General features: G+C 57.8%; 1 pseudogene. It reads right to left on the reverse strand.

Annotated features, from left to right (window positions below):
* A pseudogene (locus ACZYOF_RS44285) lies at positions 1 to 578 on the reverse strand (IS630 family transposase); the annotation flags it as partial.

A 578-nucleotide genomic window follows, 5' to 3' on the forward strand; every position in this document is an offset into this window, starting at 1 on the left:
TCGTTTCTTCGTCCAGGCGAAGGGCTGTGCTTTTTCATTGTAGGCGCGGATGAAGGCATCGATGTGCTCCTGTAGCTGCGTGACGGCGGTGAATGATGCACCGTTCAACGACTGGCCTTGCAGGATGGAGAACCAGGTCTCGACCTGATTGAGCCAAGATGCCCCGTCGGCGTAAAATGAAACTGCACCAAGGGGTGCTTTTTGAGCCAGCGCTCATTCTTCTTGTGCGTGTTGAGGTTGTCCAGGATGACGTGAAGTTCGCGGTCCGGAAAGCTGGCAACCAGCCGGTTCATGAAGCCGAGGAACTCCATGCGGCGGCGGCGCTTTGAATGCTCCGCGATGACCGTTCCGGTGGCAACCTGGAGCGCGGCGAACAGCGTCGTCGTGCCATGCCGCTTGTAATCATGGCTTTGGCCAGTCAAAGCCCGTCCGTTGGGCAGCTTCAGATAGCTTTGGGCGCGCTCCAGGGCCTGGATCGATGGCTTCTCATCGACGCACAAGACAATGGCCTTTGCAGGCGGATCGACATAAAGACCAACAACATCGGCGGCTTTGGCCGCAAATTCGGGGTCGTTGCT

It is taken from the genome of Bradyrhizobium sp. LeoA1Lang (genome assembly GCF_055413685.1).